General features: G+C 49.6%; 24 protein-coding genes and 1 pseudogene. 20 read left to right on the forward strand and 5 right to left on the reverse strand.

Going from position 1 to position 24,574, the window contains the following annotated elements:
* The first annotated feature begins 5 nt into the window (after positions 1–5).
* From H9Q79_RS17605 to H9Q79_RS17645, 9 genes are all read left to right on the forward strand, one after another.
* Positions 6–878, forward strand: coding sequence for a branched-chain amino acid ABC transporter permease (locus tag H9Q79_RS17605; RefSeq protein WP_118644640.1), 873 nt, complete (start codon positions 6–8; stop codon positions 876–878).
* Between the two features lie 12 nt (positions 879–890).
* Complete coding sequence (locus H9Q79_RS17610) at positions 891–1,874, forward strand: branched-chain amino acid ABC transporter permease (protein ID WP_118644638.1); 984 nt, start codon at positions 891–893, stop codon at positions 1,872–1,874.
* The gene (locus H9Q79_RS17615; protein ID WP_118644636.1) at positions 1,867–2,619 is read left to right on the forward strand and encodes an ABC transporter ATP-binding protein; all 753 of its coding nucleotides are present in this window, start codon (positions 1,867–1,869) and stop codon (positions 2,617–2,619) included. Before H9Q79_RS17610 ends, H9Q79_RS17615 begins: the two co-directional genes overlap by 8 nt.
* Position 2,620: 1 nt before the next feature.
* On the forward strand, positions 2,621–3,343 hold the full coding sequence (locus H9Q79_RS17620; protein WP_249328855.1) for an ABC transporter ATP-binding protein: 723 nt from the start codon (positions 2,621–2,623) through the stop codon (positions 3,341–3,343).
* Positions 3,344–3,364: 21 nt separating this feature from the next.
* On the forward strand, positions 3,365–4,654 hold the full coding sequence (locus H9Q79_RS17625; RefSeq protein WP_249328856.1) for a lactate racemase domain-containing protein: 1,290 nt from the start codon (positions 3,365–3,367) through the stop codon (positions 4,652–4,654).
* Between the two features lie 48 nt (positions 4,655–4,702).
* Entirely contained in the window at positions 4,703–5,395 is a 693-nt protein-coding gene (locus tag H9Q79_RS17630) for a GntR family transcriptional regulator (RefSeq protein WP_249328857.1), read from the forward strand.
* Between the two features lie 37 nt (positions 5,396–5,432).
* Positions 5,433–6,518: a mannonate dehydratase gene (gene uxuA / locus H9Q79_RS17635; RefSeq protein WP_249328858.1), complete on the forward strand. Its 1,086-nt coding sequence runs from the start codon at positions 5,433–5,435 to the stop codon at positions 6,516–6,518.
* Complete coding sequence (locus H9Q79_RS17640; protein ID WP_118644628.1) at positions 6,515–8,128, forward strand: mannitol dehydrogenase family protein; 1,614 nt, start codon at positions 6,515–6,517, stop codon at positions 8,126–8,128. The genes uxuA and H9Q79_RS17640 overlap by 4 nt, the downstream gene beginning before the upstream one ends.
* A gap of 125 nt (positions 8,129–8,253) precedes the next feature.
* On the forward strand, positions 8,254–9,513 hold the full coding sequence (locus H9Q79_RS17645) for a uroporphyrinogen decarboxylase family protein (RefSeq protein ID WP_118644626.1): 1,260 nt from the start codon (positions 8,254–8,256) through the stop codon (positions 9,511–9,513).
* Between the two features lie 66 nt (positions 9,514–9,579).
* On the opposite strand, the gene H9Q79_RS17650 is transcribed toward H9Q79_RS17645, so the two are convergent.
* Positions 9,580–10,236, reverse strand: coding sequence for a GntR family transcriptional regulator (locus tag H9Q79_RS17650; protein WP_118644624.1), 657 nt, complete (start codon positions 10,234–10,236; stop codon positions 9,580–9,582).
* Positions 10,237–10,402: 166 nt separating this feature from the next.
* On the opposite strand from H9Q79_RS17650, the gene H9Q79_RS17655 reads away from it, so the two are divergent.
* The 5 genes from H9Q79_RS17655 to H9Q79_RS17675 all read left to right on the forward strand — a co-directional run bounded on the left by H9Q79_RS17655 (position 10,403) and on the right by H9Q79_RS17675 (position 15,512).
* Complete coding sequence (locus H9Q79_RS17655; RefSeq protein ID WP_118644622.1) at positions 10,403–11,428, forward strand: zinc-binding alcohol dehydrogenase family protein; 1,026 nt, start codon at positions 10,403–10,405, stop codon at positions 11,426–11,428.
* A 132-nt stretch (positions 11,429–11,560) separates the two neighbouring features.
* Entirely contained in the window at positions 11,561–12,244 is a 684-nt protein-coding gene (locus H9Q79_RS17660) for a GntR family transcriptional regulator (protein WP_118644620.1), read from the forward strand.
* A 213-nt stretch (positions 12,245–12,457) separates the two neighbouring features.
* A complete protein-coding gene (locus H9Q79_RS17665; RefSeq protein ID WP_249329741.1) occupies positions 12,458–13,906 on the forward strand; it encodes an NAD(P)/FAD-dependent oxidoreductase in 1,449 nt (482 codons plus the stop codon).
* Positions 13,907–13,920: 14 nt separating this feature from the next.
* Positions 13,921–15,153, forward strand: a complete 1,233-nt coding sequence (locus H9Q79_RS17670; protein WP_118644618.1) for an NAD(P)/FAD-dependent oxidoreductase — start codon at positions 13,921–13,923, stop codon at positions 15,151–15,153.
* Complete coding sequence (locus H9Q79_RS17675; protein ID WP_118644616.1) at positions 15,150–15,512, forward strand: DUF1667 domain-containing protein; 363 nt, start codon at positions 15,150–15,152, stop codon at positions 15,510–15,512. Before H9Q79_RS17670 ends, H9Q79_RS17675 begins: the two co-directional genes overlap by 4 nt.
* A 66-nt stretch (positions 15,513–15,578) precedes the next feature.
* Here H9Q79_RS17675 and H9Q79_RS17680 read toward each other — a convergent pair whose 3' ends face one another.
* From H9Q79_RS17680 to H9Q79_RS17690, 3 genes are all read right to left on the reverse strand, one after another.
* Positions 15,579–16,601, reverse strand: a complete 1,023-nt coding sequence (locus H9Q79_RS17680) for a sugar kinase (RefSeq protein WP_118644614.1) — start codon at positions 16,599–16,601, stop codon at positions 15,579–15,581.
* 157 nt (positions 16,602–16,758) lie between these two features.
* Positions 16,759–17,784: a sugar kinase gene (locus H9Q79_RS17685; protein ID WP_249328859.1), complete on the reverse strand. Its 1,026-nt coding sequence runs from the start codon at positions 17,782–17,784 to the stop codon at positions 16,759–16,761.
* 1 nt (position 17,785) lies between these two features.
* The gene (locus tag H9Q79_RS17690) at positions 17,786–18,427 is read right to left on the reverse strand and encodes a bifunctional 4-hydroxy-2-oxoglutarate aldolase/2-dehydro-3-deoxy-phosphogluconate aldolase (protein WP_249328860.1); all 642 of its coding nucleotides are present in this window, start codon (positions 18,425–18,427) and stop codon (positions 17,786–17,788) included.
* A gap of 201 nt (positions 18,428–18,628) precedes the next feature.
* On the opposite strand from H9Q79_RS17690, the gene H9Q79_RS17695 reads away from it, so the two are divergent.
* From H9Q79_RS17695 to guaA, 4 genes are all read left to right on the forward strand, one after another.
* Entirely contained in the window at positions 18,629–19,387 is a 759-nt protein-coding gene (locus tag H9Q79_RS17695) for an IclR family transcriptional regulator (protein WP_118644608.1), read from the forward strand.
* A gap of 86 nt (positions 19,388–19,473) precedes the next feature.
* Complete coding sequence (gene spoIIID, locus H9Q79_RS17700) at positions 19,474–19,728, forward strand: sporulation transcriptional regulator SpoIIID (RefSeq protein ID WP_249328861.1); 255 nt, start codon at positions 19,474–19,476, stop codon at positions 19,726–19,728.
* 127 nt (positions 19,729–19,855) lie between these two features.
* On the forward strand, positions 19,856–21,205 hold the full coding sequence (locus tag H9Q79_RS17705) for an MATE family efflux transporter (protein ID WP_118644604.1): 1,350 nt from the start codon (positions 19,856–19,858) through the stop codon (positions 21,203–21,205).
* Positions 21,206–21,301: 96 nt separating this feature from the next.
* A complete protein-coding gene (gene guaA / locus H9Q79_RS17710) occupies positions 21,302–22,843 on the forward strand; it encodes a glutamine-hydrolyzing GMP synthase (RefSeq protein WP_283245089.1) in 1,542 nt (513 codons plus the stop codon).
* A gap of 190 nt (positions 22,844–23,033) precedes the next feature.
* On the opposite strand, the pseudogene H9Q79_RS17715 reads toward guaA, so the two are convergent.
* A pseudogene (locus tag H9Q79_RS17715) lies at positions 23,034–23,393 on the reverse strand (helix-turn-helix domain-containing protein); the annotation flags it as partial.
* On the opposite strand from H9Q79_RS17715, the gene H9Q79_RS17720 reads away from it, so the two are divergent.
* Both H9Q79_RS17720 and H9Q79_RS17725 read left to right on the forward strand, forming a co-directional pair.
* Positions 23,328–24,035: a DUF5688 family protein gene (locus H9Q79_RS17720; RefSeq protein WP_249328862.1), complete on the forward strand. Its 708-nt coding sequence runs from the start codon at positions 23,328–23,330 to the stop codon at positions 24,033–24,035. The pseudogene H9Q79_RS17715 and the gene H9Q79_RS17720 sit on opposite strands and share 66 nt — an antisense overlap.
* A 68-nt stretch (positions 24,036–24,103) precedes the next feature.
* Positions 24,104–24,565 carry a hypothetical protein gene (locus H9Q79_RS17725; protein ID WP_249328863.1) on the forward strand — a complete coding sequence of 154 codons (462 nt, stop codon included), beginning with the start codon at positions 24,104–24,106 and terminating at the stop codon, positions 24,563–24,565.
* The last annotated feature ends 9 nt before the right edge of the window (positions 24,566–24,574 follow it).

Genomic DNA, 24,574 nt, shown 5'->3' on the forward strand with positions numbered 1-24,574 from the left:
CTTCTATGTACTTGACGTTGCTGATATCGGGGCTTGTGATCGGAAGCATTTATGGTCTGATTGCCCTAGGATATTCAATGATTTATAAATCTTCAGGGCTTCTCAGTTTTGTTCAGGGAGATATTATGACCCTTGGCGCTTTTCTGGGACTGACCTTCTACTCTTATTTGGGATTACCGTTTGTCGTATCCCTGCTTTTGACGGTACTGTGTGCGGTAGCGTTCGGATTCGCCCTGGAAAAGGGCGTAATCCGGCCGCTGTTAAATAAGAATGTCATGGCTGTTTACATCGTCCTGGCTACGATTGCGATCTCCTACATCGTACAGAATGGTTCTATGGTGGCCTGGGGTTCTATCACGCTGAATTTTCCGTCTATTTTCGGCGTGTCCACAATCCGGATAGGAAATATAAACGTGCAGCCAGAGGCGATCATGTGTATTGCGGTAGGCTTTGTCTGCATGCTTTTGCTGCATTTTTACATGACTAAGACCAGGCTGGGGACTTCCATGCGAGCTGCTTCCATGGACGCCATGGCGGCGGAAAGCTGCGGGATTGATGTTTCATTGTCCACAGGGCTTTCCTGGGGGCTTTCCGCAGGACTGGCTGCAATCGCCGGCATCCTGATCGGACCGATTTACGGGGTATATACCACGCTTGGGGCCACAATCGGAAGAAAAGGTTTTTCCAGCGCGGTGATCGGCGGTTACGGAAATATGTACGGTGCTATCTTAGGCGGTATTATCCTTGGCTTGGTAGAAACATTCTCTGCCAGCCTGATTTCATCTACCTATAAGAATCTGATTGCGTATTGCCTGCTGCTGATCTTCCTGCTTGTGAAGCCCACAGGCATATTCAACGAAAAAGCTGTGCAGAGTTAAGGAGGCCGTCTGATGAAATTGTTAAGAAAGAAAAACAATCACCTGTTTTTATGGATACTGTTCGCGATAGCCATGGTGCTTCCGTTTGCCTTTAGCGGGTCTCCGTTCTTGTTGCTGGTATTCTGCTTCATTGAGATCTATATCATTGCGGTCTCAGGGCTGGATATCGTGTTTGGATATTGCGGGCAGGTTTCGCTGGGGCATGCCGCTTTTTATGCGGCGGGAGCTTATGGTTCTGTGCTCCTGCACAAATTTACCGGATGGCCGGTCCTGATTACCATGGTGATCGGGGCGGCTCTGGGCGCGTTAATCGGAGCGGTTGTCGCGTATTCCTGCTCCAAGCTGGTATTCCATTTCCTGTCGCTGGCGACCCAGGCGGTAGGGGAGATTATGTATATCTTGGTTTCTCATTCACCTGGAAATATCACCGGGAACTATATAGGAATGTATACCGATCCTGTAAATCTGTTTGGATTCAAGCTGGACTCGGAATTTAAGTTTTATTTCTTTGGCCTTGCCTGCGTCATCCTCTTCCTGCTGGCGAAACAGTATTTGGTAAACTCAAAGACTGGACGGGCGTTTACCGCTATCCGTGAAAATGTGCATGCGGCGGACGGAATGGGGATTAATGTGCGCGCCTACAAAGTAAAAGCATTTACGACCAGCGCGTTTTATACAGCCTTTGCGGGAGCCATGTATGCCCATTTGATTGAGTATGTAACTCCGGACAGCTTTTTGTATAAACAGTCGGTCATGTTCTTGACCATGCTGCTCTTCGGAGGCTCCGGCTCTCTCCTGGGACCGATCATCGGATCGGTGGCCGTGCTGTTGGTGAATGAGTCTCTCCGCGCGCTGCAGGATTATCAGATGCTTGTATATGGTATCATGATGCTGATCGTTATTGTTATAATTCCGGGAGGATTGTATGGAATGCTTAAAAACGCAGTGGCGAAGGTGAAGAGACGAAAACTGGAAGGAAGTGATAGTCATGCTTGAAGCAAAGGGAGTTACCATCCGGTTTGGAGGGCTGACTGCAGTTGACCATGTGGATATGGTTGTCCGGGATCATAAGATCACAGGGCTGATCGGGCCGAACGGAGCCGGGAAAACGACTTTTTTTAATTGTATCAGCGGCGTGTATAAGCCCAACGAGGGCTCTGTAATATTTGACGGTAAGCATATAGAAGGGAAAAAGCCCTATCAGATCTGTGACGCGGGAATATCCAGGACCTATCAGGTGATCAACCTGTTCTGGAATATGACTGCCATTGAAAATGTTATGGTTGGTATGCACCCAAGGCTGAAAAGCACATTTCTCACTGACCTGTTCAAGACGCCGGCCGTACGTGCCGAGGAAAGGGCTGCCAGAGAAAAGGCATATGAATGGCTGAAGTTTGTCGGACTGGAGAAATATGCGAATGAGCCGGCAGGAGCGCTGCCCTACGGAGGGCAGAGGCTGCTGGAGATTGTCCGAGGCCTTGCCAGTGATGCCAAGATCCTGCTGCTGGACGAACCGGTAGCCGGTATGAACACGAAAGAAAAAGCTGAATTCGACGGCCTGCTGCAGGAAATCCTGAAAAAAGGAGTGACGATCCTGATGGTGGAACATGATATGGAGCTGGTCATGGGAATCTGCGATTATCTGTATGTGCTTGAATATGGGAAACTGCTGGCAGAGGGCGTACCTGATGAGATTCAGAAGCATCCGGAAGTAATCCGGGCTTATCTGGGAGGTGAATGAGATGGCGCCGATACTGGAATTGAAGAATTTTCACTATTATTATGGAAATATTGAAGCAGTTAAGGGAATCGACATCCGTGTGGAGCCTGGAGAGATGGTCACGCTGATCGGCGCAAACGGGGCGGGTAAGACAACCACCATGCAGAGTATCTCAGGCCTGACTCCGGCCTCCGGAGTCAGAGGAGAGATATGGTTTGACGGGAAACGGATCGATAAGAAGAAGGGAAATAAAATTACCGCGATGGGCTTGTGCCACGTATTGGAAGGGCGCCATGTGTTTTCCCAGCTTTCGGTGGAAGAGAACCTGAAAATGGGGGCTTATCTGAGAAAGGATAATGCGGGAATCAGAGAAAGTTTTGCGAAGGTCTATGAATTATTTCCGCGTCTGCTGGAGAGAAAAACACAGATGGCGGGGACTCTCTCCGGCGGGGAACAGCAGATGCTTGCTATCGGGCGGGCCATGATGGGAAAACCCAAGATGATTCTGCTGGACGAGCCATCCTTGGGACTTGCGCCGATCGTGGTGCACGCTATTTTTGAAGCCATTGTGGAGATAAACCGCCAGGGGACAACGATATTGTTTGTAGAGCAGAATTCTAAGATCGCGCTAGCCACAGCGCACCGGGGCTATGTGATGCAGACAGGGAAAATAGTGCTAGCAGACACCTGTGAGAATCTGGAGTCTAATGAAGAAGTGAAAAAGGCATATCTAGGTATGAAATAAAGTGCTGAAAAGGAGTATTGCATGGCCGAACGGGAATTTCAATTATTTACCGGAGCACGGATTCAGAAATTTAAAATCCCTGAGGAAAACCTCTTGTATTATGCGGAACATCCCGCAGTCGAACAGGATAAGACAGAAGAAGAGATTATCCGCGGGGGGATCTCAAATCCCATCGGCGGTGTTTCTCTGGACCGCATCCCCAGGGATGCGAAAGTAATCATCATTGTAGACGACGCCACGAGACCGACTCCGGCTAAGCGGATTCTGCCCTATCTGCTGGAGCAAGTGGAGAAAAGGAGCAGGAATATTACGTTTATCACAGCTCCGGGCACTCACAGGCCGATGACGGAAGAGGAACTTGACCGGAAGATTGGAAAAGAGTGGATGGAGAAATACCGTCTGATTAATACAGACGCGCAGAGGGAAGAAGATTACCGCTATATTGGTGAAACAGAGGAGATGAAGACTCCTCTGTATATCCATAAAGCTGTGCTGGATGCCGACTACAGGATAGCAGTGGGAAATATCGGCCCGCATAATGTGGTGGGCTGGAGCGGTGGAGCTAAAATTATCCAGCCGGGAGTGAGCGGCCGGATCACGACAGAGGCAACCCATTACGCAGGCAGCTACGAAGCGGTAGAAGAAGTATTTGGAAATATAGAATGTAAGGCCAGAAAAGAAATAGACGCAATCGGCGGTAAGGTCGGGCTGGATTATATTGCGAATACCGTGCTGGATACAGAAGGAAAAATTTTAGGTCTGTTCTGCGGCCATTATCTGAAAGCCCACCGGGCGGGAGTACGTTTTGCGGACCGGATGCTCCGTCCGGAGATACCCAGGATGGCCGATATTGTAATTGTGTCCGCGTATCCAAGCTGTATTGACTACTGGCAGGGTTTTAAGCCGGTAGGCTTTTCGTTGAAGGGGGTCCGGAAGGGCGGAATCGTGATCTATCTCTTTGATCCGCCGGAAGGCCTGTGCGGAAATTCCCCGGCTCACCGGCCCATGCTTGAGAAATACCTTCTGAGAGACGAGCAGACGGTTCGGAAAGCAGTGGCTGAAGGGGAGGTGCGTGATATAGTTGGAGTTACCAATCCACTGTGCCACTATCAGGTGCTACAAAAGGTTCAGGTTTTTTGCGTAACAAATTCGCTTACAGAGGAAGAATGCCGTCTGCTCCGTTTCGAAAAATTTGAGACGGTTGATACGGCGGTACAGACGGCTCTGGAAATTATGGGATCAGACGCTGCCATCGGAGTCATCCCCTGCGGCGGAGAAACACTGGTTCGGGTGAAAGAGGGAATGCAGTAGACATCTTGTTTGTTTTATGCGAAAATAAACATGGTAGGAGGTACGGACATGAAGATCGAAGTGAGAAATCCGGGTGAAAGCCATGCTGAATTCGCATACCGGGTATTGCGTTCCAATATCCTGACCCTGAATATGAAACCGGGAATGGTAATTAATGAAAAAGAAATTGCCGCACAGCTGAAAATCAGCCGCACACCGGTGCATGAGGCTGTTTTGAAACTAAAATATGAATTTTTAATTGATGTTAGAGCCAGGAAGGAATCAAAAGTATCTTATATTGACGTTGATTTGATTAACGAAGGTTTTTTTCTGCGGCGTACTTTGGAAACTGCTGTCCTGAAAGCAGCAATCCATCAGATCGGTCCGGATACCAGGAAAAAACTGCTGGACAACCTGAAGGAACAGAGGGAGATTATTGAGCAGAACCGGCTGGATGAATTTCTAGAGTGTGACGACAGGTTCCATCAGCTGATCTATCTCGCGGCCAATAAACCCCTCAGCTTTGAGGTGGTTCACCAGATGGGGTCCCATCTGACCCGGATGAGATATCTGATACGGATTCTGCGCAGCTATGAATTCATACCGGACAGTTACCGGGAACATGAGCAGATCGTCCACATGCTGACCTTTGGAATACCGGCGGAATTCGATGTGGCTTCATTTGTGGCCAATCATATCAAGGGATTCCAGAACTATCTGCCCAATATTGAAAAGGAATATAAAGAATACTTTCGTTACTGAGCCTGGCCATAATTAAAGAAAGAGAGACAGTACAGTTATGGAAATGACATTGAGGTGGTATGGCTCGCAATATGATACGGTGACATTGAAGCAGATCCGGCAGATTCCGGGAGTTACCGGGGTGATCAGCATGCTGTATGAGAAGCTTCCGGGAGAAGTCTGGGAATATGAGGAAATATTGAGGCTGAAGCAGGAGATAGAGGCGGCGGGCCTTCGTCTCTCAGGGATTGAGAGCGTGAATGTACATGATGCGATTAAGGTGGGAGGACCCGACCGGGATCTGTATATAGACCGGTATATTGATTCGCTCAGGAATCTGGGCAGGGCGGATATCCATCTGGTATGCTACAATTTCATGCCGGTGTTCGACTGGACCCGGACAGAGCTGGCCCGTGTGAGGCCGGATGGTTCCACCGTGCTGGCCTATACGCAGCAGGCGATTGATGCAGTTACCCCGGAGACAATGTTTGAGAGTATTTCGGGGGATATGAACGGCAGCGTGATGCCCGGATGGGAACCGGAACGGATGGCAAGGATCAAGGAGCTGTTTGAATTATACAGAGATACGGATAATGAAGCGTTGTTTCGGAACCTGAAGTATTTCCTGGAGCGGATTATGCCTGTATGTGACGAATATGATATTCGAATGGCGATCCATCCGGACGACCCGGCCTGGAGTGTATTCGGGCTGCCCCGGATTATTACAAATCTGGAGAATATCCAGAGGGTGATGAAGATGGTAGATAATCCGCACAATGGCGTTACGTTCTGTTCGGGTTCCTATGGGACCAATCTGAAAAATGATCTTCCGTTAATGATACGTTCTTTAAAAGGCAGGATCCATTTTGCGCATGTAAGAAATCTGAAATTTAATTCTCAGACGGATTTTGAAGAGGCGTCACATCTTTCTTCCGACGGTAATTTTGATATGTATGAGATCATGAAGGCACTTTATGAGACGGGATTTGACGGCCCGATCCGTCCGGATCACGGAAGGATGATCTGGGATGAAGTCGCTATGCCTGGCTATGGGCTGTACGACAGGGCGTTAGGGGCTGCTTATTTAAATGGATTGTGGGAGGCGATTGAGAAGGGAAGCGCTGAACGGAGGGAATTGAGATGAAGCTGAATCGAGAGGGACTGCGCAGCGCAGAAGAATGGAAAGCGGCAGGCTACATGCTTCCACAATATGACCGTGAAGCAATATACAGGAATACCATGGGAAACCCCCGATGGATTCATTTTGGGGCCGGGAATATCTTTCGGGCATTTCAGGCCAACATCATGCAGAGGCTGTTGAACCGGGAGGTGTGTGATACAGGCTTAATCGCGGCGGAGGGATATGATGCTGAGATCATTGACCGCGTAAATAAGCCTTGCGACGACTACAGTATTCTGGCGACGCTGAAAGCGGACGGTTCAATTGAGAAGACGGTGATTGGAAGCGTGTTACAGTCATACGTATTAGATCCGGAACGGAAAGAAGAGTTTGGACAGCTGAAAAAAGTTTTATGCAATCCATCTCTTCAAATGGCCAGCTTTACGATTACGGAAAAAGGTTATAATGTATATGATAAACAGGGAGAACTGCTGCCTGGAATCCGGACAGATCTGGAACATGGCCCGGAAAACCCCAAGAGCTACATAGGAAAGGTGGTTTCTCTGATCTACGCAAGATTTTTGGCCGGCTCGTTTCCACTGGCCCTGGTGAGCATGGACAACTGTTCACGCAATGGGGAACGCCTGTCGGAGGCTGTGCTTGTCTTTGGGGAAGGGTGGGAAGAACGGGGGCTGGTACAAAACGGTTTCCTGGATTATCTGAAAGATCCCCGGAAGATCACGTTCCCCTGGTCCATGATTGATAAGATCACGCCGAGACCGGACGAAACCGTCCTTCGGATGCTGAAAGCGGACGGCCTGGAAGATCTGGACATTGTAGTCACCGCTAAACACACCTATACCGCGCCTTTTGTAAATGCTGAGGAATGCGAGTATCTGGTGATTGAGGACCGTTTTCCCAACGGCCGTCCGCCTCTGGAAAAGGGAGGCGTTATCTTCACGGACAGGGCGACCGTGGAAAAAGTGGAGAAGATGAAAGTAGGTGCCTGCCTGAATCCAATTCACACGGCGTTGGCAGTCTTTGGCTGCCTGCTGGGGTACCGGAAGATTTCTGATGAAATGAAACAGCCTCTTTTAAAGAAACTGGCTGCGCGGCTGGGATATGATGAAGGGCTGCCTGCGGCAGTAAATCCCGGGATTATAGAACCGGCGAAATTTCTGAAGGAAGTACTGACGGTCCGGATTCCCAACCCGTTTATGCCGGATACGCCTCAGAGGATTGCCACAGATACATCACAGAAGCTTGCCGCGAGGTTTGGCGGAACTATTCGTACATATCTCGCGTCGGAATCTCTGAGTGTTTCTGAATTGCGGATCATTCCACTAGTATTTGCGGGGTGGCTGCGCTACCTGCTTGGAGTTGACGACGGCGGAAAACCGTTCCCGCTCAGCCCGGACCCCATGCAGGAGGAGCTGGCAGAGCAGTTAAAAGAGATACGGCTCGGCCAGATTTCAGGGGCTGAAGACGCAGTCCGTCCGATCCTTAAAAATGATAGGATATTTGGCGTTGATCTGTATCAGGCGGGTCTCGCAGCAAAAGTTCTGGACAATTTTAAAGAGATGCTTCACGGTCCTGGAGCGGTTCAGGCGTGCCTGGAGCAGGAGCTGGGCTAAACGTTTCGGAAGCTTCTGTGAGAGAGGTATCCAGGAAGTGCCGCAAATGATGAACGGCACTCCCTGGATTATATTTTCAACAATGATGTATACAACAAATAATACATTGATAATGGGAGGAAGTTATGAATTCTAGAGAAAAATTCATTGAGACACTTCATCACCGCGACTGCGGAAAGATTACCTTTGACCTAGGCGGTACGAAAGCGACGGGCATTAACGCTTCTCTATTGTACCGTCTCAGAAAAGCCTACGGACGAGATGAACCGGTGAAAATTTACGACACCTTTCAGATGCTGGGGCTGGTGGATGAAATTGACGCAAAAATGTTTGGGATTGACGTGCTCAGCATCTGGAGCGATATGACGGTTTTCGGGTATCGGAATGATGAATGGAAGCCGTGGACGACTCCGGATGGTACGCCGGCGCTGATCGGCAAGAGTGCTTGTATCACCGAACAGAACAGGCGGTTATATATGCACCCGCAGGGAGATCCGGATGCCGCGCCAAGCGGCTGTATGCCGCTGGACGGCGGGCATTATTTTGACTATGTTACCCGCCAGGAGGAATTCGACGAAGATGCGCTGAACGGCTATGAAGATTATAAAGATCAGCTGGAAGTCATGACCATCGATGACCGGACGCTGGATTTTTACAGAAAACAGGCAGAGCATTATTTCAATACGACAGACTGTGGAATCGTGCTGAATGCGGAATATGGAAATATGGGTGCCACATCGATGATTAGCGGCGGCTATGTGAAAAGAACGCCGGGGATCCGGGATTTTAGTGAATTTCTGGTGGCGCACAGCATGTATCCGGAATATATTGAGGAAATTTTCGAGGCCTGGACTAAGCTGTGCATCCGCAATCTGGAGCTTTTGTATCAGGCAGTGGGCGATAAGGCGCAGGCTGTGTTCCTATGCGGCACAGATTTTGGAACGCAGCACAGTGAAATTATGTCTAAATCCATGTTCCAGGAGTTGTATGTTCCTTATTTTAGGAGAACAAACGGATGGGTTCATGAGCATACGCCCTGGAAAACTGTTTACCACAGCTGCGGTTCGCTCGTGAATATTCTGGACGACATGATCGATTGCGGGATTGACTGCCTGAATCCGATCCAGATTTCAGCAGACCATATGGAACCTGCCGGACTGAAAGAAAAATATGGTGACTCCCTTACTTTCTGGGGCGGGGCGGTTGACGGCCAGACAACGATGGCAGGCGGCACTCCGGACGACGTAGAACATCAGTTAAGGGAAAATATAGAAATTCTGCGGAATGGAGGCGGTTTTGTGTGCTCAGTTGTACATAATCTGCAAAATAATTATGAGCTGGAAAATGTGCAGCGGGTGCTGGATGTGGTCAGAGAATACCGTTAACCGTATGGCTAAGCGGCCTGCCGGTTGAAGGTCGGCAGGCCGGATAAGCAGAGCCTCGAATTGATTTTATAGGTAGGGATGATTGGTGATAAAGGACTGGAAAGAAGCCTCTTTGGAATTAATCAGATGGTCGCGCATATAGCTGGCCGCCTGTTCCAGATTGCGTTTTGTGAGTTCCGTGAAAATGCGCATATGCTCGTCCAGAGTCATTTTCAGCCGGTCATTGGAGCTGCGGCCGCTGAGTACGCGGAGCCGGTTGTTCTGATTATGCAGGTTGTCGTAAAGGCGCAGGAAATAGTGATTGGTACACTGATTGATCAGACACATATGAAAAGAATGATCTGCCTGATAGATGGCCATATCTTTTTTTTGAATATTGTCTTTTTCCAGACTTAAGAGACTCTGCATTTCCTGGAGTGTTTCATCGGATAGATGCTGGCAGTAATTGATGATGATATAAGGTTCTAAGAGGAGACGGCCTTCAAACACCATATTGATTTCCGTGATAGACATTGGAGCGATAAAAAACCCTTTTTTAGGGACAATCTGAATCAGATTTTCCTGTTCCATCCGGCTGAGCGCGTCGCGGACAGGAGTGCGGCTCATCTGTAGCTCTTCGCACAGAGCCTCCTCGTTGAAAAATGAACTGGGTTCATATTCGCAGCTCAGGATTTTTTCCTTAATGGTATTATAGGCAATTTGCTTTAAACTTGGACGCGACATGCAAACATCCTCCCTATTATGAAATGTGTTGTATACATTAACGGAATATATAATTCTTTAATTTAGATATATCATAGCATATTTAGTAAAAAATAACAAGAAACAAACTCATTAAAGTATACATCAAAAATATGCCTTGAGTGAAACGAAAGGAATGGTAAAAAGTATGAAAACAATTCGTATAAATCAGCCTGGTGAAGTAGAAATTCTTGAACAGGAGTCCCCGGTCCGGAAGAAAGGTGAGGCGCTTCTGAAGCTGCTGTATGGAGGGATCTGCGGAAGCGATCTGGGAACATATAGGGGGACCTTTGCCTACGCCTCCTATCCGCGAGTTCCCGGCCATGAATTTTCGGCTGAGATTGTGGAAATTGATGAGAATGACAGGGGATTAAAACCCGGCATGGTAGTAACCTGCAATCCCTATTTTAATTGTAAAACGTGTTATTCCTGCCGGCGCGGCCTTGTAAATTGCTGTATGTCAAATGAAACGATGGGCGCACAGCGGGACGGAGCGTTTTCTGAGTATATCACTATGCCAATAGAGAGGATTTATGACGGAAAGGGTCTGCCGCCCAGGACGCTGGCGTTGATCGAACCTTTCTGCATCAGCTATCACGGAGTGTCCAGAGCCGCTATCCGGCCCGGCGATAAAGTGCTGGTAATCGGTGCGGGAACAATCGGCGTGCTGGCTGCAGTGGCAGCGAAATCTAAGGGAGGAGAAGTATATATTGCAGATGTGGCACCGGATAAAATAAAATTTGCCGTGGAGAATTTCGGGCTGGCTGGCGCGGTATTGAATACCGGAGACAGCGAAGAGTTTCTGAGCGAGCTGAACGAAATTACAGACGGAAATGGTTTTGACGTGGCGGTTGAAGCTGTTGGATTGCCATCTACTTTTCAGAATTGTATCGACGCGGCAGCTTTTGGCGGCAGAGTTGTCTTGATCGGTGTGGGAAAAAAGAATCTGGATTTTGATTTCACATTGATTCAGAAAAAGGAGTTGAATGTATTCGGTTCACGCAATGCTCTGAAAAAGGATTTTCTTGAATTAATTGACCTCGTAAGCCAGGGAAGCTTCGATCTGGAAAAGATTGTGACTGATGAATATCCGATGGAGGATGCTGCAAAAGCTTTCCGGGACTTCTCTGAAAATGCGGGTAAAATGTTGAAGGTAGTCATCAAGTTCGCGTAAAAGAACTGCCGGCCGGACTTGATTAACGCTTGACATCCGGCAGGGATAGAAGTACAATTCGGGCAGATATAATTTCCCTGTGGCATGTGAAACAGGCATGCCGCGGTCAGGAGAACAGGGAGGGCTGCCGGCGTGCTTCTAATTACGGAAAAAAAAGAAAAAGAATCGGCTAAGGAATATGTGATGCGGGAACTGGTGGATAATATCGTCAATGTCCGCCTGGAGCCGGGCCAGCAGCTGATGGATCAGGAGCTGTGCGAGCAGTTTCATGTCAGCCGCACCCCTTTCCGGGAAGCTGCCCTTGAACTGGCTCAGCGCAGGCTGATTGAGATACGTCCGAAAATCGGCACTTATGTCTCCTTTATAGACGCAAAACTGGTCGAAGAGGTCAGGCATCTGAGAAGTGTGCTGGAAGCAGAGCTGGCCGCCATGGCCTGCAGCCTTCTGGGAGAACGGCAGATCGAGCAGCTGTGGGAGAATATAGCAGTGTGGCAGCTATATATTAAAAGAGGCCAGGTGGATAAGATTTTTCTTCTGGACAAAAAATTTCATGAAATGTTGTATCAGATGTGTGAAAGAATGTACTGGTACGAGCTGGTCGAGGGGATCGCCCCGCATTTCGACAGAACCACAGTGTTGAGCTTCCGCTGCAGACCAGTGAAGAATATACTTCAGGATCACGAAGAGCTGGTCGGGGCGATTGAAGCTCACAAGCCAGAGCTGGCCCGGAAGATATCTCTGAGACATATGGAACGCTATACGGAAAACATAGATACCATACGCGAGGCATTTCCGGACTATTTTAAGAGCGGCTGAAATGCAGGCTGCCTTTAAAGGCGGCAGCAGCCGTTAATTTTCCGTATGCATAGCGAGGGTGCCGCTCAATCATCTATTTTGATGATTTTGCGACACCCTCATTTTGCACTGTAAATTTGCCGCCCGGTATTGACAAAATGCAGGTGAAGATATATATTTAATGTAATGAAATATATAACAAAGAAGTAAATATTTATGAGAGAGGACAGAAACATGCATGAAAAATATGACGTGGCCGTCATCGGCGCAGGCGTGATCGGAAGCGCGATTGCCAGGGAACTGTCGAAATACCAGCTGAGGATTGCAGTGCTGGAGAAGAATTTAGATGTGTGCAACGAGACCAGCGGAAGGAACTCTGCGGTGGTGCACGGCGGCTTTGCCTATGATGTGGGTTCTCTGAAATCACGCTTTTGTGTGGCGGGCAACCGGATGATGGACCGCCTGTCTGGGGAACTGGATTTTCCGTTTAAGAGGTGCGGGAAGGTTCTTGTCGGCAATACAGAGGAGGACATGCGGCAGCTGGAGCGCGTGATGGAACAGGGAAGGCAGAACGGAGTGGAGGGCCTGACGCTGATTGACGGGGAAAAGCTCCATGAGCTGGTTCCCGCTGTGGTGGGTGAATTTGCGATGTGGTCGCCGGCCAGTGGGATCATGGACCCCTTTTTATTTACTGTGGCGCTGGCAGAAAACGCTCATGATAACGGTGTGGAATACCATTTTGATTCAGAGGTGCTGTCTGCTGTCAGAGAAGAGAAAGGATACCGGCTGGTCACAAGCAGCGGCGAGTATTCTGCCAGATGGGTGGTCAATGCGGCTGGGCTGGGCTGCAAAAAGATCTCTGATATGTTCGGTATTACAGGCTATCATGTGATCGGTTCCAAAGGAAACTATATCATCCTGGATAAACGGACGGGCGCGCTGCTGCCGATGCCGGTCTATCCGGTGCCCAGCAATACATATATGGGAATACATGTGACCCCGACGGTAGACGGCAATGTGATCGTAGGGCCTGACGCGGAAAATGTGACAGATTTCACCTATTACGGGGTGGAGCAGCGCAATATGGACTATCTGGCCGAGGATGCGGCTCGTCTCTGGCCGCATATCCACAAGCAGGATCAGATCCGGAATTATTCCGGCATACTTCCAAAATGGGTGGATGAGCACGGGGTAATACAGGATTTTAAGATAGAAATCAGAGATGATATCGCCCCCAACCTGGTGAATCTGGTCGGAATTGAGTCGCCGGGGCTCACGGCCGCAGTTCCTATCGCCCAGTATGTCACAGAGCTCATGAGTGAACGGGAGACTTTCAGGAAAGATCCTGATTTCTGTCCCAGGAGAAAGGGAATTGTGCGTTTTTCTGAAGCCGCCCCGGAAGAACAGCAGCGGTTGATAGAGGAGAACCCGGATTATGGAGAGATGATCTGCCGCTGTGAGAAGGTGACAAAGGCCGAATTGCTGGAGGCAGTCCATAACCCGCTGGGCGTTACAACGATGACGGGGATCAAGTACCGCACGCGTGCGATGATGGGGAGATGCCAGGGGGGCTTCTGTCAGACGAAGCTTGAGAAAATTTTGGAGCAGGAGACGGGAAAGACGGAAGAGGAAATCCGTTACAGCCGTCAGGGTTCCTGGGTGCTGGCGGGTAAATTAAGGTGAGGAGGCTTGGATATATGGAAAAGAAAGATGTTGTGATCATCGGCGGCGGCCCTGCCGGGCTTGCGGCCGCGCTGGAGCTGCACCGCCGGGGAATCCGGGATATGGTCATTCTGGAGAACGAAGAAGAGCTGGGCGGGATTCTCAGACAGTGTATCCATGATGGTTTCGGGCTGGGAAGGTTTGGTGAGAATCTGTCGGGGCCGGAATACGCCCGCAGATTTGTGGAGGACGTGAAGGAGAAAAATATCCCTTTTATAACGAATGCGACTGTGATGCAGCTCACGAAGGATAAGACTGTTACGGCAGTAACCAGAGAGGGCAGACTGGTCTATCAGGCGAAAGCAGTCATACTGGCCATGGGCTGTCGGGAGAGGAGCAGAGGCGCGCTGGGGATTCCGGGAGAACGGCCGGCCGGCGTATTCACAGCAGGAACGGCACAGGCGTATATGAATCTCTATAACCGCATGCCGGCGAAGGAAGTGGTGATTTTGGGTTCCGGCGACATAGGGATGATCATGGCCCGCCGCCTGACACTGGAGGGCGCTCATGTGCAGGCAGTATTCGAGATCATGCCGCATCCCAGCGGCCTGCCCAGGAATATTGTACAGTGTCTGGACGACTATGACATCCCGCTGTATCTGAGCCATACGGTGACAGCGATCCATGGAGACCGGAGGCTGACAGGCGTGACGGTGGCTCAGGTGGATGAAAAGCTGAAGCCCATACCGGGGACAGAAAAAGAATATTCATGCGATACCCTGATTCTTTCGGTTGGTCTGATCCCTGAAAATGACCTGGCTCTGGAAGCGGGAATTGAGATGGACCCTCATACCAAAGGGGCGGTCGTAGACGAGCATCTCCAGACGCGGATTCCCGGCATCTTTGCGGCGGGCAATGTCCTGCATGTTCACGATCTGGTGGACTGTGTTTCTCTCGAAGCAGAGCAGCTGGCACAGAGCGCTGCAGATTATCTGACGGAAAAAGGGATACCTCAGTGCGGTCTGGAGGTCAGGCCGGGCCAGGGAATCGGCCATGTCATTCCTCAGTTTATCAGCGGAAAGAATGATTTTAATTTATCTCTGCGGGTCAGAGACCATTATAGAAAATGTAGGATTACCATCCGTCAGAATGGCTGCCTGATTGCCGAGAAGAAGCTGCCAAAAGCAATTCCGGCTGAAATGATACAATTTAAAGTCAGTGCGGCGGGGATTCAGGACCAGGGCGTATTGGAGGTGACGGCGGAATGAAAAAAACGTATACATGCATTATTTGCCCGAATGGATGCGATATAACGGTAGAAGCTGAAGGCAGACAGATTCTTTCTGTTGAAGGGAACAAATGCGCAAAAGGGGAAGAGTATGTCAGCCAGGAGATCATTGCCCCGAAGCGGACGATCACTACCTCTGTGGCTGTGGAGGGCGGCAGCTGTCCGCTGGCCAGTGTGAGGCTTACAAGGGCTATTGCAAAGGAAAAAATTTTTGAGGTGATGGATGTAATCAAAAAGCTCCGGTTACAGGCGCCTGTGGAGGCGGGCAGTGTTGTGCTGCATAATGTCTGCGGCCTGGACAGCGATGTGATGGTTACCAGAAGCGTGGAAAAGCGATAGATCAGGATAGGGGCGGCCGTATTTTACGGCCGCCATATTCATGGATTCCTGGATCTGTACATGCCTTTATCTGCTCATTTCCAACTGTGGTCCGGTGGATTTGTGAGCCTGAATGATCGACTGGATTTCCTTCAGGTCAGAAGAAGGGAGATCTCCGGGAACGGTATTTTTGACGGCTCCTGTGGCGTTGCCGTATTCCAGCGCGGCCCGACAGTCTCCCGGGCTGGACAGCAGCCCGTACAGGACTCCGGAAATGTAGGCGTCGCCGCTGCCGATCCGGTCCACGACTTCGATGTTGCGGTATGGCTCTTCTACATAGAATGAGTTAGATTTTGCGCTGTAGAGTACAGAGCCGAAAGTATGCTTGCGGGGGCTGTGAACAATTCTCTGAGTGGAGGCTACTACGGAGATGGGATATTCCAGTGTGAAGCTTTTCATGATGTCCTTCAGATCTCCTTCTTTATGGAAGGTAAGCCTTGCCGTATCCTCTGAACAGAAAAAGACGTCTACATATGGAAGGATTTTTTCAATACAGGCTCTGGCCTCTTCTCCGCTCCAGAGATTGCTGCGGAAATTTACGTCGAAGGAAATGAGTGCGCCCTGCTCCTTGAAGCGCTTCATCATTTCTACAGCAGTTTTTCGCGCCTGCGGGCTCAGAGCCAGGGTGATTCCGCTGGTGTGGAAGCAGCGGGCGGAATCGAACAGACGGCTGTCGAATTCGGAACAGTCAATTTTATTGACAGAAGTGTACATCCGGTCGTATACGATGCGGGGCTTTCTCGGATGAGCCCCGTTTTCATAATAATAAATGCCGAGCCGCGCATTATGATCCCTGTCGTATACGAGGTAGTCATCACTGACTCCACAGAAGCGGATACGGTTTTTGACAAAGGTACCGATATCGCTGTCGGGTATTTTGGAAATAATGCCGGTGCGCAGCCCCAGGAGGGACACGCCTGATACCACGTTCAGTTCGGCGCCGCCGACTTGTTTCTGAAAGGTTTCTCCCCGCATCAGGCGTTCATTTCCGGAGGGTGACAGACGAAGAAGCACCTCACCCAGGGCCAGTAAATCAAATGGTTTATTCATAAGGACCTCCCATTCATTTTGTGTCGGAAAAGAGAACGGAGGCCACCGGGACAGTTAAAGCTGTGGTTCCGAGTGGTCTCCGACTTCCGGGCGGCAGGGTCTGGGCCGCCCTTCTATATTTAGGTAGGAATTATCCCATCGCAGTTGGGATCGTCAGTTATCTCTGGACACGGCCGGAACCGTCTCCGCCTGCCAGCCTCAATACCTCGTCCATGGAAACCATGTTCATGTCCCCTTCGATGGTGTGTTTCAGACAGGATGCAGCAACCGCGAATTCAATGGCTGCCTGGGGCTCGTAATTGTTCAGTGAGGCGCAGATTAATCCGCCGCCGAAGCTGTCGCCGCCGCCTACGCGGTCGACGATATGCATTTTATATTTTTTGCTGAAATAATAACCTGTTCCATCGTATAACATAGCTGACCAGTTGTTGTCATTGGCCGACAGGGATTCCCGGAGAGTGATGGCTACTCTGGAAAAGCCGAAACGTTCTGCCAACTGGCGGGCGACGTCCTTGTAGCCTTCGTGGTTGACGGCGCCTGCGGTCACGTCTGTGCCGGCTGCTTTGATGCCGAATACATCGGCGGCGTCCTCCTCGTTGGCGATACATACGTCGACGTATTCACAGAGTTTGCCCATGACCTGGCCGGCTTTTTCTTTGGACCATAATTTGTTCCGGTAATTCAGGTCGCAGGAAATGGTCAGGCCTGCTTCTTTTGCCGCCTTACAGGCATCCAGGCAGATACCGGCTACCTGATCGTTCAGGGCGGGGGTGATACCTGTGAAATGGAACCAGTCGGCGCCGTCAAAAATAGTCTTCCAGTCAAAATCCTCCGGTGAAGCGGTCGCGATTGAGGAACCGGCCCGGTCGTAGATTACTTTGGAAGGCCGCTGGGAAGCACCCTTTTCCAGGAAATAGATACCGACACGGCTGCCGCCCCGCGCTATGTAAGAGGTGTCGACCCCATATTTTCTCAGAGAATTTACAGCAGCCTGGCCGATCTCATGGGTGGGCAGCTTGGTTACAAATTTTGCGTCAAATCCGTAATTGGCCAGTGAAACAGCCACATTTGCCTCGCCGCCGCCATAGGTTGCGCCGAAGGAATCGGCCTGCACGAAGCGGTAATAGCCTTCCGGGGCCAGCCTCAACATGATTTCTCCAAATGTTATCACTTTCTTAGCCATTTTATTTACCTCTGCTTTCTTTTACAATTTCCGCTGCTTCCTTTGCAAGGGCTGTAATTCGGGCGTAGTCGCCTGCCTTAATCAGGTCGTTTTTCACCATCCAGCTGCCTCCGCAGGCCAGGATGCGGCCATAGGCCAGGTAATCTCTGACGTTCGTGGCATTGATGCCACCGGTGGGGATGAACTTCACGGACGTATAAGGAGCGGCGAGAGCCTTAATCATGTTCAGGCCGCCGCTGGGTTCCGCCGGGAAAAATTTCACCACGTCCAGTCCGTTGTCCAGGGCCAGCTCGATGTCGCTGGGATTGGAGCAGCCGGGAGTGATCAGAATGCCATTTTCCGTACAATATTTAACAACCTTCGGATTGAGTCCGGGGCTGACGATGAATTTCGCCCCGGCGGCCACGGCGCGGTCTACCTGCTCTGTGGTCAGGACTGTTCCCGCTCCGATCAGCATATCTGGAAACTGCTCAGACATGATGCGGATAGATTCTTCGGCTGCCGCCGTGCGGAAGGTGACCTCAGCGCAGGCCAGCCCTCCGTCACACAGGGCCTGTGCCAGCGGCGCGGCATCCTTCGCGTCCTCCAGAACGACTACTGGTATAATTCCGATCTGCTGAAGTTTTTCTAAAGTTTGATTCATGGCGATCCTCCTTAGTTCCATAATACGGAACTATATTTCGTAATATGATACTTCTTAATCTGAATTATACACGTTACGCGAAGGATGTCAAGTGGTATATTCTAAAGAAATCAGCATATTTATAGCTATAAATCCAGTGGTTGTTAATGTTCGTGAAGTGTGCTATAATCTGTTCCATAATATGGAACGGTGGTAGAGAATATGGAAGGAAAGAATCCAATACAGGTAGCGGACCGGTTGTTTCAGGCCCTGGAACTTCTGGCAGACCAGGGCCCCCTTGGGCTGATGGAGCTGAGCACGGCGCTGAAGCTGAATAAGAGCACTGCGCACCGGATAGTCAGCTCCCTGCAATACATGGGTTACGTGAAGCAGAACAGTGATAACGCTAAATATGAGCTGACTTTTAAAATCGTTGACCTGTCGAGCAAAGTCATGAGGAAAGTGGATGTGGTGAATATTGTGCGGCCTTACCTGAGAAGACTCATGGAGCTGTCAGGTGAGACGGTGCATTTTGTCGAGCGGGACGGAACGGATGCGGTTTATATCGATAAGGTGGAATGTTACCGGAATTCCGTACAGATGGTTTCCAGGATCGGGAGCAGGATTCCTCTTTACCGCTCCGGAGTGGGTAAAGCCATGGCCGCCGCCATGAACTTAGAAGAGGTAGAGGAGCTGTGGAACAACAGTGAAATCGTGCGGGTGACTCCCTATACGATTACGAATTACGACGAGCTCCTGCATGAGCTTGGCGAAATCCGGCAGAGGGGTTATGCGCTGGATAACGAGGAGAATGAGCCGGGAGTACGCTGCGTCGCGGCTGCGCTGGATCAGGCTGGAGGAGGAGTAAAATACGCCTTTAGTATCTCTGCTCCGGTGAACCGGATGGATAACGACCGGGTGCGGGAGCTGGCCGGATATGTGCTGGATACAAAGGAGCAGATGAGCCGGGAATTCCGCTAGTTGATACGCCGCAGGCGGCATAGGTAATAATCATATGGGCGGCCCTCGTTGCATACACTGTAAAAACAGCGTCTTCGGGGGTTTTCTTGAAGGATTATATTGAAGAGCGCGCAATTGAAATTGCGTCTTATATTATTGAGAAGAAGGCCACAGTACGTCAGACAGCAAAGAAATTTGGCATCAGCAAAAGTACGGTACATAAGGATGTTACGGACCGCCTGATTCAGATTAACCCTGATCTGGCCGCCCGGGCCAGGAAGGTTCTGGATGTTAATAAATCTGAGAGACATATCCGGGGAGGACTGGCCACCAGAGAAAAATACCGTCATCAGGGCAACTGACGGACTGCCCGGCCGGAATTTGTGAACCACGCAAATTCCGGCCGTTTTTTCTTCTGTAAATCTTAACAAACTTCTTGTATCTTTTTCACACAGGCTCTATAATCTGAGGTGAAGGTGGAGGTAACTTATGAATTTTCTAAAAGACCGTGAAGGCTATTTCTTCACAAATAAAGCGCTGGTTAAGTTAATAATTCCCCTGATTGTAGAGCAGTTCCTGGCGGTGCTGGTGGGTCTGGCCGATTCTATCATGGTAGCCAGCGTCGGCGAAGCGGCGGTATCGGGCGTGTCGCTCGTCGATACGATATTTATACTGCTGATTAATGTGTTCGCGGCGCTGGCGACCGGCGGAGCGGTAGTCTGCGGGCAGTTTCTGGGAAGGAAGAAAAAAAAGGAGGCCTGCGGAGCGGCAGATCAGCTAGTTTTGTTTACAACTGTATTTTCCGTGGGGATTATGCTTCTGGTCTATGTGTGCCGTCCGTTTATCCTGAACGTAGTATTTGGCAAGATTGAAGCAGATGTGTCTTACAACGCCAATCTATATCTGATGATTGTTGCGGCGTCTATTCCGATGATTTCCCTGTATAATGCGGGCGCTGCTATTTTCCGGATGATGGGTGATTCCAAGACTGCCATGTTCATGTCACTGTTCATGAACGGCATTAATATTACCGGGAATGCGATCCTGCTTTACGGGCTGAAATGGGGCGTCGAGGGCGCGGCGATTCCCACGCTGGTGTCCAGGATGATTGCCGGCGTAGTTATGATTGCGCTGCTGTTCAATCAGAAAAAGGTATTACATCTTTCCCGGCCGATTGTGGTGAAGTTCCAATGGCCGGTTTTGAAGAAAATCTTACATATCGGCGTGCCAAACGGTTTGGAGAACAGCATGTTCCAGCTGGGGAAAATATTGGTCCTGTCGATGGTTTCGTCTTTTGGAACGGCGTCCATCGCGGCAAATGCGGTTTCCAATTCCCTTGCCACTTTTCAGATCCTTCCGGGTATGGCGATGGGCCTGGCGCTTCTGACTGTGACCGCCCAGTGTGTCGGTGCGGGCAGCTACGAGCAGGTGCGTTATTATACGAAGAAGCTTGTGGTGCTGACTCATTTTATGATTATGATTACGGCACTGGCGATTATCGCACTGCTGCCGCTGATCCTGGGTATCTATGGATTGTCCTCTGAGGCGACGCAGCTGACGACTCAGATGATTATTTATCACGGCATCTGTACTTTTACGATCTGGCCGCTGTCGTTTACCTTGCCGAATACGCTGAGAGCGGCGAATGATGTGAAATATTGCATGTGGGTATCTATTCTGTCCATGTGGATCTGCCGGATCGGTTTTAGCTGGGTTCTGGGTAAAGAGCTTGGTTGGGGTGTGTTTGGCGTGTGGGTGGCCATGACTCTCGACTGGGTAGTGCGGGCGGTTTTCTTCCTGATCCGTTACATCCGCGGAAAATGGCAGCTTCAGAGATAAACCGCTATGGCTGCGGGGAGATTTGCTAATTCTCTCTTGTCAAGTGGTCTGGCTTCTTCTATAATAAATACAGTTTATACAACAGGAGGAAAACTTGTGAACAGAGAAATGATCATCGTTCTGGATTTCGGTGGCCAGTATAATCAGCTGATTGCCCGCCGTGTCCGGGAATGCAATGTTTATGCAGAAGTGCATCCATATACCCTTTCGCTGGACAAGATCAGGGAAATGAATCCCAGAGGCATCATATTCACCGGCGGCCCCAATAGTGTGTATGGGGAAGAATCGCCCAGATGCAGCAGGGAAATCTTTGAAATGGGGATACCAATTCTGGGCATCTGCTATGGTTCCCAGCTGATGGCCCATATGATGGGCGGGGCAGTCTCGACTGCCCCGGTCAGCGAGTACGGGAAGACAGAGGTGGAGGTGGATTCTTCATCTGTGATCTTTGAAGGAGTGTCGCCGAAGACTATCTGCTGGATGAGCCATACGGATTATATCGCCAAAGCTCCGGACGGCTTTCAGATATCTGCAGTCACTCCGGTCTGTCCGGTAGCGGCCATGGAACTTCCGGAGAAAAAGCTTTATGCGACCCAGTTCCATCCAGAGGTAATGCACACACAGGAAGGTATGAAAATGCTTTCCAATTTCGTGTACAAGGTCTGTGGCTGCAAGGGAGAATGGCAGATGGCTTCCTTTGTGGAGACCTCCGTCCGGGAGCTGAAAGAGAAAATCGGCGGCGGGAAGGTACTGTGCGCGTTATCGGGCGGAGTGGATTCATCGGTGGCGGCGGTGCTGCTGTCGAAGGCGGTCGGCAGGCAACTGACCTGCGTGTTCGTAGATCACGGGCTGCTGAGGAAAAATGAAGGCGATGAGGTGGAAGCTGTGTTTGGCCCTGAAGGGCCGTATGATTTGAATTTTATCCGGGTGAACGCTCAGGAACGGTTCTATTCTAAATTAAAAGGCGTGACGGAGCCGGAGAAAAAGCGTAAGATTATCGGTGAGGAATTCATCCGGGTCTTTGAGGAAGAGGCGAAAAAGATCGGAGCGGTGGACTTCCTGGTGCAGGGAACCATTTATCCGGATGTGATTGAGTCCGGCCTCGGAAAATCAGCGACGATTAAATCCCATCATAACGTGGGCGGATTGCCGGACTATGTAGATTTTAAAGAAATTGTTGAGCCTTTGCGGCTTCTGTTTAAGGACGAAGTGCGGAAAGCGGGACGTGAACTGGGAATCCCGGAATATCTCGTCAGCCGCCAGCCTTTCCCGGGGCCGGGACTTGGAATCAGGATCATCGGTGAGGTGACGGCAGAGAAAGTGCGCATGGTGCAGGAGGCAGACTTCATATACCGGGAAGAGATTGTGAAGGCAGGCTGTGACAAAGGCCTGGGACAGTATTTCGCAGCGTTGACGAATATGCGGTCGGTGGGAGTCATGGGGGATGAGAGAACCTATGATTATGCCATCGCGCTTCGGGGGGTGAATACCAGTGATTTCATGACGGCGGAAGCGGCGCAGATACCGTGGGAGGTGCTGAACAGGTGCATGACCAGGATCATCAATGAAGTTAAAGGTGTGAACCGGGTTATGTATGATCTGACTAGTAAGCCGCCGGGAACGATTGAGTTTGAGTGATGAAATGGACTTGGAAAAACCTTTGTTTATGAGGGTTTTAAGCAAAATTGCTTAAGTGTTGGCAACGATTTGGCAACATTTAGAGTATCACTCACTGAATAATAGAATACTTCAATAACAGAAAACCTTACTGATTTTCAGAAATAAAGCTGAAAGTCGGTAAGGTTTTTGTGCGTTTCGAGGTTGAAAATTAGTCGGATTCGGGTTTCAAGTCCTGTAAGATAAGGCCGCTGAGTTCTTGTGAGGGAATGACCTTTCTCCATTGTTTTGAGGTGTCTAATTCGGGATATTTGTACCGCCACTGGTCGTATTCTTCTTCGGTTATCTCGCCTTGTTCCAGACGGGCAGCCTGTTCCTGCCATGCATGGAACATATCAAACATAGTGGTGTAGGTTGTTCCGGCAGATTTATCTAACCGCAGACACACTTCTCCGTCAATCTCTCCGATTTTTAAGCCATACATATCTTCCAACGCAAAAAGCGTGTGCATAAGTCCGATATAACTGTCTATTTCCGGCACTGTGATTGCACGAGGACTTACATCGAGGAGATCAGCAGTATTCCGGTAACTGTCTCTCTGATGAACGAGTGGGGAGTATCTGTCGAACAGATTCAAGCGGATGCGATGGTGGCAGACCGAAAACGTGGTGTCACACTTATGGATATGAATGAGATTATCAAATCTATGATTTTTGGTGAAGAACCAGAAAACCTGCTGAATGAAAAAATGGATATGGAAGCCATGGAAAACCCAATGTTCTGTCTGACAAACAAAGCTAAGATGAATGGAGCGTCCCTGTTACTGCAGGAAGATATTCGTAAACAGATTGGGGAATGCCTGGGAAGTGATTACTTTGTCATCCCATCTTCCGTTCATGAAGTGTTGATTCTCCCTGATAACGGAATTTTTCAGGTTCCAGAATTAAATGCGATGGTACAAGAAGTCAATGAGACACAGGTGGAAAGACAGGAACAGCTTTCTGATAAGGTTCAGTTCTGTGATAAAAAGACCGCAGTAATGGAAAATGCTGAGCGCAGGGAAGCACGTCTGGAAAAAGAAAAAGCAGCTGAAAAAGCAGAAGTAAAAGGTGGAATCCATGGAAGATTGGAGAAAGCTAAGGCAGAAATCAAGGCAAAAGAGGCAGACAAAGTGCCAAAGAATAAGTCAAAAGATCTTGCCACAGCATTATAAAGAGTAACAACGATGATTTTAAGGGGACTGTGCTAAGCAGTCCCTGATTTTATGAAAAGGAGTAGCACATGGCAAATAAATTATATGTAATGGAACAGCTGACGGAAGAGGTGGCAAAAGATGTAGCTGCCAGTCCGCAGGAATGGATGCGGTTCCTAAACACGGCATCCAGACTGTACAAATACACTTTTCCAGAACAGCTTTTAATTTATGCACAGCGACCGGAAGCAACTGCCGTAGCATCCATGGAAATCTGGAATCAGAAGATGTACCGCTGGATCAAAAAGGGATCCAATGGGATTGCCTTGATTGACAATACTTCCGGACCGAAAACAAAACTTCGATATGTATTTGATGTGCAGGACACTTATAAAGTGCGGAATCTTGGAAAGGATCCTCAGTTATGGAATCTTCCAATGGAAGGAGAACAGCTGGTTGCGGATTATCTGCAGGAGCAGTTATCACTGGAAGATACAGAAGGAGGATTTGCTGAAAGTCTGCATCAGGCAGCGAAAAGAAGCAGCTCTTGATTATCACAG

This window comes from Wansuia hejianensis, assembly GCF_014337215.1.
Lineage (GTDB): Bacteria > Bacillota > Clostridia > Lachnospirales > Lachnospiraceae > Scatomonas > Scatomonas hejianensis.

Excerpts from the sequence above, each read along its gene's own strand:
- H9Q79_RS17640 (WP_118644628.1), top strand. The coding sequence starts at position 6,515 with ATGAAGCTGAATCGAGAGGGACTGCGCAGCGCAGAAGAATGGAAAGCG.
- H9Q79_RS17615 (WP_118644636.1), top strand. The coding sequence starts at position 1,867 with ATGCTTGAAGCAAAGGGAGTTACCATCCGGTTTGGAGGGCTGACTGCA.
- H9Q79_RS17610 (WP_118644638.1), top strand. The coding sequence starts at position 891 with ATGAAATTGTTAAGAAAGAAAAACAATCACCTGTTTTTATGGATACTG.
- H9Q79_RS17625 (WP_249328856.1), top strand. The coding sequence starts at position 3,365 with ATGGCCGAACGGGAATTTCAATTATTTACCGGAGCACGGATTCAGAAA.
- H9Q79_RS17655 (WP_118644622.1), top strand. The coding sequence starts at position 10,403 with ATGAAAACAATTCGTATAAATCAGCCTGGTGAAGTAGAAATTCTTGAA.
- H9Q79_RS17665 (WP_249329741.1), top strand. The coding sequence starts at position 12,458 with ATGCATGAAAAATATGACGTGGCCGTCATCGGCGCAGGCGTGATCGGA.
- uxuA (WP_249328858.1), top strand. The coding sequence starts at position 5,433 with ATGGAAATGACATTGAGGTGGTATGGCTCGCAATATGATACGGTGACA.
- H9Q79_RS17725 (WP_249328863.1), top strand. The coding sequence starts at position 24,104 with ATGGCAAATAAATTATATGTAATGGAACAGCTGACGGAAGAGGTGGCA.
- H9Q79_RS17685 (WP_249328859.1), bottom strand. The coding sequence starts at position 17,784 with ATGGCTAAGAAAGTGATAACATTTGGAGAAATCATGTTGAGGCTGGCC.
- H9Q79_RS17645 (WP_118644626.1), top strand. The coding sequence starts at position 8,254 with ATGAATTCTAGAGAAAAATTCATTGAGACACTTCATCACCGCGACTGC.
- H9Q79_RS17705 (WP_118644604.1), top strand. The coding sequence starts at position 19,856 with ATGAATTTTCTAAAAGACCGTGAAGGCTATTTCTTCACAAATAAAGCG.
- H9Q79_RS17605 (WP_118644640.1), top strand. The coding sequence starts at position 6 with ATGTACTTGACGTTGCTGATATCGGGGCTTGTGATCGGAAGCATTTAT.
- H9Q79_RS17620 (WP_249328855.1), top strand. The coding sequence starts at position 2,621 with ATGGCGCCGATACTGGAATTGAAGAATTTTCACTATTATTATGGAAAT.
- H9Q79_RS17630 (WP_249328857.1), top strand. The coding sequence starts at position 4,703 with ATGAAGATCGAAGTGAGAAATCCGGGTGAAAGCCATGCTGAATTCGCA.
- H9Q79_RS17675 (WP_118644616.1), top strand. The coding sequence starts at position 15,150 with ATGAAAAAAACGTATACATGCATTATTTGCCCGAATGGATGCGATATA.
- H9Q79_RS17695 (WP_118644608.1), top strand. The coding sequence starts at position 18,629 with ATGGAAGGAAAGAATCCAATACAGGTAGCGGACCGGTTGTTTCAGGCC.
- H9Q79_RS17650 (WP_118644624.1), bottom strand. The coding sequence starts at position 10,236 with ATGTCGCGTCCAAGTTTAAAGCAAATTGCCTATAATACCATTAAGGAA.
- H9Q79_RS17670 (WP_118644618.1), top strand. The coding sequence starts at position 13,921 with ATGGAAAAGAAAGATGTTGTGATCATCGGCGGCGGCCCTGCCGGGCTT.
- H9Q79_RS17690 (WP_249328860.1), bottom strand. The coding sequence starts at position 18,427 with ATGAATCAAACTTTAGAAAAACTTCAGCAGATCGGAATTATACCAGTA.
- H9Q79_RS17680 (WP_118644614.1), bottom strand. The coding sequence starts at position 16,601 with ATGAATAAACCATTTGATTTACTGGCCCTGGGTGAGGTGCTTCTTCGT.